The following is a 9598-nucleotide window of genomic DNA, read 5'->3' on the forward strand; positions in this document are numbered from 1 at the left end:
GTTGAGCACCGCACGCGTGTCCCCGGACGGTCTCCTCGCGCTCACCCGCGCCCAGTTGGGCATCTGGAACGCTCAGCGCATGGAGCCGGACTCGCCCTACTACGTGGTCGGCGACGTCGTCGAGATATCCGGTGGCGGTCCGGTCGACGCCGACGCCCTGGCCGAGGCGGTCCGGGCCACCACGCAGGAGGCCGAGACGCTGCGGCTGCGCGTGTTCGACACTCCGCAGGGGCCACGCCAGGCGGTCAGCGAGGAACCGGTCCCGCTTCCCGAGGTGCTCGACGTCAGCGGAGCGCCCGACCCGGCCGCCGCCGCCCAGGCACTCGTCGACGCCGAACGGGCACGGGCCGGCGAGGCGTGCCGGGGGATGGTGGACCGGCCGCTCTGCACACGCACCGTCATCCGGCTTTCCGACGACGAGGTCTGGTACACCCAGCTCGGCCACCACCTGGTCTTCGACGGGTACACCGCCGCGATGCTCGCCCGCCGCACCGGCGCCCGCTACACCGCCCTGGTACGGGGGACCGAGCCGGCCGGGGCGGCCTTCGGCTCCTTCGCCGCCCTCGTCGCCGCCGACCAGGCGTACCGGGACAGCGACCGGTTCGCCGAGGACCGCGCGTACTGGGTCGAGCGGTTCACCCCGCTGCCCGAACTCGGCTCCACCGACGACCCCGGCACCGCGGGGGCGCCCGACAGCACCCTGACCGCCCGCACCGCACTCACCCCGACGGAGACGGACCGGCTGAAGGCCTTCGCCGACGCCGAGGGCGTCACCTGGGGCGAGGCGCTGATCGCCGGATACGCCGCCTTCCTTCACCGCGTGCTCGCCCGCACCGACGTGGTGTTCGCGCTGCCCCTGATGTGCCGGGCCGGCTCGACCGAGCTGCGCACCCCCTCCATGGCGGTCAACGTGCTGCCGCTGCGGGTCACCGTGCGCGGCGGCGACCGTCTCGGCGAGCTGACCCGGCGGGTGGCCGCCGCCATGCGCGAGATGCGCGAACACCAGCGGTACCGGGGCGAGGACCTCCCGAAGGACCTCGGGGTCCCCGGCGCCGGCGCCCTGCTGCACGGACGCGGCATCAACCTCAAGGCCTTCGACCTTGCCATCGACTTCGCCGGGTCCGCCGGCGTGATGCGCAACGTCGCGGGCGGGCCGCCCGAGGACATGGGCCTCAGCGTCCTGCCGACCCGGGACGGCGGGCTGCTGCTCGGCTTCGAGGTCGACGCGCGGACCAACGACAGGGCCACGGTCGAGGGCCTGCTGTCCGGGCTGCGCACCCTGCTGGCCGCGCTCGTCGACGGCCGGGCCGTCGGACGGATCGCCTTGAACGCCGACCCGGACCGGATGATGGAGGCATGGTGCCCGCCCGCGCTGCCCGGCGAACCGGTGGACGTGCCCACCGCGTTCGACGCGATGGCCGCCGCCGGACCCGCGCGTACGGCCCTGGTGTGCGGCGGGGAACGGCTGAGCGCCGGAGAGCTGGCGGGCCGGGTGCACCGCCTGGCCCGCGCCCTGCGGGCCCGGGGGATCGGCCCCGACGACATCGTCGCGCTCGCGCTGCCGCGCTCCGCCGACTCGGTGGTCGCCCTGCTGGCCGTGCTGGACGCGGGCGCGGCCTTCCTGCCGCTGGACGCCGCCTACCCGCCCGAAAGGCTGCGCGAGCTGATCGACGACACCCGCCCCGCCCTTGTGGTCACCGACGGCGAGGTCGACGGCCTGCCCTGGGAAACCCTGCTCGGTGAAGCCACCGGCCACTCCGGCGCACCGCTGAGGGCCGCCGAACTCGCCGCGCCCCGGCACCCCGGACACCTCGCCTACGTGATCCACACCTCCGGTTCGACCGGCCGCCCCAAGGGCGTACTCGGCCGGACCGGCGGCCTGGCCGCGCTGCTGCACCACCAGAGGCACACCGTGGTCGCCGAGGCCGAACAGGCCGCGGGCCGGCCGCTGCGTGCCGCCCACACCTACTCGTTCGCCTTCGACTCCGCGTTCGACCACCTGATCTGGCTGCTGTGCGGGCACGAACTGCACGTCTACGACGCCGAGACCGTCCGCGACGCCGATGCCCTGCTCGCCGCGTACGCCCGCGACGGCATCGACATCGTGGACACCACCCCGTCGATGGCCTCACCGCTGGTCGAGGGCGGCCTGCTGGACCTGCGGCCCACCCTGCTGGTCCTCGGCGGGGAGGCCACCCCGCCCGCCCTGTGGCAGCGGGTCGCCGCGTCGGGGACCACCGCGCGCAACATGTACGGGCCCACCGAGGCGACCGTCGACGCCACCACCGCCCGGATCGACGACGGCACGCCGACGATCGGCCACCCGCTCGCCGGCACCCGGAGCTACGTGCTCGACAGTGCCCTTCAGCCGGTCCCGCACGGTACGACCGGCGAGCTGTACCTGGCCGGACCTCACCTTGCCCGCGGCTACCTCGGCAGGCCGGGCGCCACCGCCGACCGCTTCGTCGCCGACCCCTTCGGCCCGCCGGGCGAGCGGATGTACCGCACCGGCGACCTGGCGAGCTGGGTGCCCGGCCGCGGACTCGCCTACGCGGGCCGCGGCGACGGGCAGGTCAAGATCCGGGGGCACCGTGTCGAGACCGGCGAGGTCGAGGCGGCCCTCGCCGCGGTACCCGGGGTGACGGCCGCGGCGGCCGCCGTGCGCTCGTCCCGGCTGGTCGGCTACGTCGTGTCCACCTCCGTCACCGGCGACGACGTACGCACCCACCTCGCCGGGCGGCTGCCCGACCACCTGGTGCCCGCGGCGGTGGTGGTGCTGGCCGGACTGCCGGTCACCACCAACGGCAAACTCGACCGCGCCGCCCTGCCCGCACCCGCGACGCCCGGCGGCGGCCGGGAGCCCGGCACCGAACGCGAGCGGCTGCTCTGCGCCGTCCTCGCCGAGGCGTTCGAAGTCGAACGGGTCGGTGTGGACGACGACTTCTTCGCCCTCGGCGGCGACAGCATCACCGCGATCACCATCAGCAGCAGGCTGCGGGCCGTGGGCCTCGGCCTGCGCCCGCGCGACCTGCTGGCACGCCGCAGCTTCGCCGCCCTGGCCGCCTCCGCCGAACTGCTGGAGGACGCGCCCGAGCCGGTCGACGAGCCGGCCGGGCCCGTACCCGCGCCGCCCATCGTGCGCGGCCTGCTCGACCCCCACCCGGACGTGGACACCGTCGCCGGATACGCGCAGTGGACCGCCCTGCGGATCGACCCTCTCTCCCTCGACCGCCTGGCCGCCGGTGTGCGGACCGTGCTCGACCACCACGACGCACTGCGCCTCCGCGTCGGCCACGACGGCCTGGAGGTGCTGCCCCGCGGCGCGGTGCGGGCCGTCGTCGACGAGGTCCACGGCGAGGACACGACCGCGCTGGCCGGGCGGCTGGCGAATGAACTCGACCCTAGGGCGGGCGAATTGCTGCGCGCCGCCCTGCTCCGTACCGCCGACGGCACACCGGACCGGCTCGTCGTCGTCGTGCACCACCTCGCCGTGGACGGCGTGTCCTGGCGCGTCCTCCTCCCCGACCTGCACACGGCCTGCACCGGCGGCACCCCCGCCCCGGTCGGGGCGTCCTGGCGCCGTCACGCCCTGCTGCTCGCCGGCCAGGGCACCTCCGGCGCGCGACGGGGCGAACTCGGCCACTGGCGGACCGCGCTCGCCTCCGCCACCCGGCTCGGCGCCAGGCCCCTGGACCCGGCACGTGACACCGCCTCCACCGCCCACCGTTCGGTCACCGTGGCTTCGCCCGAGGTCACCGAGGCGCTGCTGACCACCCTGCCCGAGGCGTACCGCGCCGCGACGGACGACGTACTGCTGGCCGCACTCGTCCTCACCCTGCGCGCCCAGGACCTCAGCACCGACGCGGTGACCGTCTCGATGGAGGGCCACGGACGAGAACACCTCGATCTGTCCCGTACGGTCGGCTGGTTCACCAGCGAGTACCCGGTACGCGTCCCCGCCGCGGGCTCCGGCGACTCCGGCGACGTCGGGCGGGTCCTGCGTGCCGCCAAGGAGGCCCGGCGCGGCATCCCCGACGGCGGCGTCGGATACGGCGTGCTGCGCCACCTCGACCCCGAGGCCGGACCCGAACTGTCCGCCACCCCGGCCCCGGACGTCCTGCTCAACTACCTGGGCCGTTTCGCCCCGTTGCCCGCGACCGGATGGCAACTGCCCGAACGCGACGCCTTCTCGGTGACCGAGCCCGACGCCAAGGCCCTGGAGCAGGTGCTCGCCCTCAACTGCTTCGTCCACGAGGAGGCCGCGCCACGGCTCGCCGTCGAGTGGACCGCCGCGACCCGGGTGCTCGGCGCCGATGCGGTGGCCGGGCTCCAGACGGCCTGGGCCGCCGCACTGGAGGCGCTGGCCGCACACGCGCTCCACACCGACGGCGGCCTCACCCCGTCCGACCTCCCGCACGTCGGCCTCGACCAGAGCGCCATCGACGCCCTCGAACGCACCGGCCGCATCGCCGACGTACTGCCCGCCACCCCCCTCCAGGTCGGGCTGTCCTTCCACACGCTGGTCCGGGACGACCAGGAGACCGACGTCTACGTCGTCCAGGCCGTCACCACCCTCGTCGGCGAGCTGGACCCCGGCCGGATGGCCGAGGCCGCCCGCGAACTGCTGCGCCGCCACCCCGCCCTGCGTGTCCACCTGGGCACAGCAGGTGACGAGGTGGTCCAGGTGGTCCCCGCCGACGTCTCCCTCGACTGGCGGGCGGACGACCGCTTCCCCGAAGCGGCACGCGCCGACCTCGAGCGCCCCTTCGACCCGAGCCGGCCCCCACTGATCCGCTTCCTGCTCTCCCGGGTCGGACCCGCCGAGCACAAGCTGGTGATCACCAACCACCACGCCCTGCTGGACGGCTGGTCGATGCCCCTGGTCGGCCGTACCCTGCTGGCCGTCTACGCCGAACTGGGCGGCGGGCCCGCCGCCCCCACGGCACCACCCCTGTCGGAGTACTTCCGGTGGCTGGCGGGCCGGGACCACCAGGCCTCGCTCACCGCCTGGCGGGAGGCCCTTGCGGGCGTCGACGAGCCGACCCGGCTGGCGCCCGCGAGCACCGTGACCGCGATCGAGCGGCCGGGCCGCGAGACCGTAGGCCTGGGCCGCGAGTTCAGCGACCGGCTCCGCGCGTTCGCACGCGCCGAGGGCGTCACCCTGACCACGGTCCTCCAGGCCGCGTGGGGGCTGCTGCTGGGCAGGCTGACCGGCCGTCTCGACGTCGTCTTCGGCTGCCCGGTCTCCGGGCGGCCCGCCGAGGTCGACGGGGTGGAGGCGATGATCGGCCAGCTCGGCACCACGATCCCGGTACGCGTCCGGCACACGCGCGACCGTACCGCGCGCGACCTCATGGCACAGGTGCACGCCGAGAGCGTCGCCCTGGCCGAGCACCACCACGTCGGGCTGCCAGCGATCCAGCGGGCGGTGGGCGTCGGTGATCTCTTCGACACGATGCTCGTGATGGAGAACTTCCCGCTGTCCAGCCGCAAGCGCACCCCGCTCGCCCCCGGACTCGACCTGGCGGGGGTGGACATCACCGACGCCACGCACTACGCGCTCACCGTCATCGTGATCCCCGACGACGAGATCACCATCGGACTCGGCTACCAGCCGCGCGCCTTCAGCGAGTCGGCCGTGCGCGACTACGGCCGCTGGCTGCGCAACCTCCTTACGGAGATCGTCGACGACCCGGCACGGCCCGCGGTCCGGCTGCCCGCTCTCGACGCCGAGGAGCGGGAGCGGATGCTGCGTACCGGCACCGGGATCGCCGCCGCCCGGGCCCGCGGCCACTGGCTGGACGAATTCGCCGCCTGGGTGGCACGCAAGCCCGGCGCCGAGGCCCTGGTGTGCCGCGACCGCAGCCTCTGCTACGCCGAACTCGACCGGCAGGCCAACCGGCTCGCCCATGCGCTGATCGCACGCGGAGTACGGCCCCAGGACCCGGTGGTGGTCCTGCTCGGACGCGACATCGAGATGACCGTGGCGCTCTTCGGCATCGCCAAGGCGGGCGCGGTGTACGTCCCGATGGACACGAGCTACCCGCGCGAGCGGCTCGCCTACATGTTCGACGACATCGCTCCGGCCGCCGCCGTGACGACCGGCGCCGACCTGCCCGGCGCACGGGACATCCCCGTACTGCGGCTGGACGACCCCGCCACGCTCGCCTCCGTCCCCGACACCGACCCGGCCGAGGCCCGCGCCGCACTCACCGACGACGCGCTCGCCTACGTCATCTACACGTCCGGAACCACCGGCCGCCCCAAGGGCGTCGGCGTCACCCACCGGGGTGTGCCCGACCTGATCGCCCTCCAGGAGGAGGTCGTCGGCGTCACCGAGCACGACCGCTACCTGCACTTCGCGTCGACCGGCTTCGACGTCGCGTTCTGGCAGACCATGGTGCCGCTGCTCTCCGGCGGAACGTCCGTCATCGCGCCGGACGAGGTACGTGTCCCGGGCGACGAACTCCTCGACTACATCACCCGCCACCGGGTGACAGGGGTGAACCTGCTGCCCTCCTTCCTGGCAGCCATGCCCGACGACCGCACCGTCGACCCCGACGTGTTCTTCGTCGTCGGAGCCGAACGCCTCGACCCCGAACTGGCGCGGCGCTGGGGCGACGGCCGCAGGGCCCTCTTCAACGCCTACGGGCCGACCGAGGTCACCATCAACTCCACGACCTGGCGCTACGACCCCGAGGACACCGGACCGCTGCCCATCGGCCGCCCGGACCCCGACGTACGCGCCTACGTCCTCGACGGCGGGCTCCAGCCGGCAGGGGTCGGCGTGACGGGCGAGCTGTACCTCGGCGGACCCAGCCTGGCGCGCGGCTACCTCGGCCGCCCGGGCCTGACCTCCTCCACGTTCGTGGCCGACCCGTTCGGTCCGCCGGGGGAGCGGATCTACCGCACCGGCGACCTGGTCCGCTGGAGGCCGGACGGCCAGCTGGTGTTCCTCGGCCGCGCCGACCACCAGGTCAAGATCCGCGGCTTCCGGGTCGAACTGGGCGAGATCGAGACCACCCTGACCACCCATCCCGACGTACGCGCCTGCGCCGTGATCATGCGGGAGGGCAGGCTCGTCGGCTACGTCATCCCGACCGACGGCTCGGCCCCCGACACCGCGGGGCTGCGCGAGTACCTCGCCGGGGAACTGCCCGACCACATGGTGCCGACCGCCCTCGTACCGCTCGACCGGCTTCCCCTGGGCCCCGGCGGCAAGCTCGACACCGCCGCACTGCCCGCCCCCGAGACCCTGGCCACCGCACGGCGTGAACCCGCCACCGAGGCCGAGGCGGTCCTGCTCGGCGTGTTCCGGGACGTCCTCGGCACCGACGACATCGGACTCGACGACGACTTCTTCTCCATCGGCGGAGACAGCATCGTGTCCCTGCAAGTCGTGTCGCGGGCCCGACGCCAAGGGCTCGGCCTGACCGCCAAGGACGTCTTCGAAGGCGAGACGGTCGCCGGGACGGCGGCCCGCGCCCGCTCCCTCGACGGCGGCGAGGCACCCGCCGTCGGCGACGCCCCCCTGACCCCCGTCATGCGGGACCTGCTGCGCCGCGCCGGCGCCGCCGCCGACCAGTTCTGCCAGTGGGTGGAGATCTGCGTGCCGCCCGGCGGCGACGAGAGTGCCTGGCAGGCCGTGCTCGACGCCCTCCTGGCCCGCCACGACGTCCTGCGGTCCCACCTGGCCGGCGACGTCCTGCGCATCCCGCCGGCCGGTGCGGTGACCGGAGCCGACGTTCTGACCCGCGTAGCGGCCACGGACGGCCTGCGGGCCGCGGCCGACGCCGGGACCGCGGCCGCCCGGGAGTCCATGGACCCGCGTACCGGACCGCTGCTGCGCGCACTGTGGGTGGACGCCGGGCCCGAACGGCCGGGCCGGCTCGTCCTGATCGCCCACCACCTGGTCGTCGACGGCGTGTCCTGGCGGATCCTGCTGGACGACCTGCAACACGCCTTCGCCGGCGGAGCGCCGGTCCGGCACGGCCAGTCGTTCCTCGGCTGGGCCCGCACCCTGCGCGAAGCCGACCGGAGCGCCGAACTGCCCCACTGGCGGCGGACGGTGGCCACCGAGCGGCTCGCCCGCCCGCTCGACCCCGCCCGGGACACCGTCGCCACCGCGGCTCACCACGAGATCCGGCTCGACGCCGACTCGACCCGCGCCCTCGTCACGACCCTGCCCGCCGCCCACCGCACCACCCCGGACGCCGTCCTGCTGACGGCGCTCGCCCGGGCCGTACGGGACTGGCGCGGGACGCAGCGACTCCTCGTCGCGCTGGAGAGCCACGGCCGCCCCCGCCACGTCGACCTGTCCCAGACCGTCGGCTGGTTCACCGCCGTCCACCCCGTCCTGCTCGACGCCGACGACGACGTCAGGGCGGCCGGGGAGCGGCTGCGCGCCCAGGGTGACGGCCTCGGCCACGGCATCCTCACCACGGCGGGCCTGCTGGACCCCGTGGAACCGGAGGTCGCCTGGAACTACCTCGGACGGTACCCCGGCGCCCCCGCGCAGGAGACGCCGTGGCAGGCACCCCCGGACGCCGACCCGCTCGGCTCGGGCGGCTCCGGCACGATGCCCCTGCCGCACAGCCTGATGGTCAACGCCCTCGTACGCGACGACCTGCTCGGCGTCCGGATCACATGGCCGTCCGCGCTGTTCACCACCGCCGGGATCGAGGACCTGGCCGGACACCTTCGGACCGCGCTCCTGCGCACCGCGGCCGCCCCGGAGATCAGCGCGCTCGGCCCCGGCCACCCCGTCGCCGCGGTACAGCCGCTCACCCCCCTGCAGGAGGTGATGCTGCGTCACTCGCGTGCCGAGCGCCCCGACCCTTACACGGTCCAGTCGGCCTTCTCCCTCGAAGGTCCGCTCGACACCGACGCCCTGCGCGCCGCGGGCGCCGACCTGCTGGACCGCCACCCGAACCTCGGCGCCCTGTTCCCCGCATCCCTGGCAGTGATCCCCGCATCGCCCCGTCCCGGCTTCCGCGTGTCCGACGGACCGGCCGACGAGGTGCTCGCCGCCGACCTGGCCGAGCCCTTCGACCTCGCACGGGGACCCCTGCTCCGGCTGACCGTGATCCGGCGCGGCCCCGACCGCGCCGACCTCGTCCTGACCAGCCATCACGTGCTCTCCGACGGCTGGTCCGCCCCGCGAATCCTCACCGAACTGTTCGCCCTGTACACGGCCCGGGTCACTGGCACCGCTCCCGGCCTGCCCGCCCCCGTGCCGTTCACCGGGTACCTGGACTGGTGCGCCGACCACGAGCCCGACCTCACCGCCTGGGCGGCCGAACTCGACGGCCTGCCGGAGGGCGACCACCTGCACACCGGTGACCCCGGCCCGGCCTGGCAGGAACCCCAGGTCATCGAGTTCGACGCGGACCTGGTGGCCGGCCTGACCCGCCTCGCCGCCCGGCGCGGAATGACCCGCAACACCCTTGTGCAGGGCGCGTGGGCGGTACTGCTCGCCCGGCGCTCGGGCCGGACGGACGTCGCCTTCGGCGCCATGGTCGCCTGCCGCCCACCGGAGCTGGAAGGTGTCGAGGAGATCATCGGACTGCTGGCCAACACCGTGCCCGTACGGGCACGG

Annotated in this window: 1 protein-coding gene; it reads left to right on the plus strand. The window is 74.8% G+C overall.

The features are described from left to right. Position 1 precedes the first annotated feature (1 nt). The coding region (locus BFF76_RS18355) for a non-ribosomal peptide synthetase (protein WP_065848646.1) at positions 2 to 9598 on the plus strand (9597 nt) is incomplete at its 3' end.

Source organism: Streptomyces mutomycini, from assembly GCF_001700505.1.
Lineage (GTDB): Bacteria > Actinomycetota > Actinomycetes > Streptomycetales > Streptomycetaceae > Streptomyces > Streptomyces mutomycini.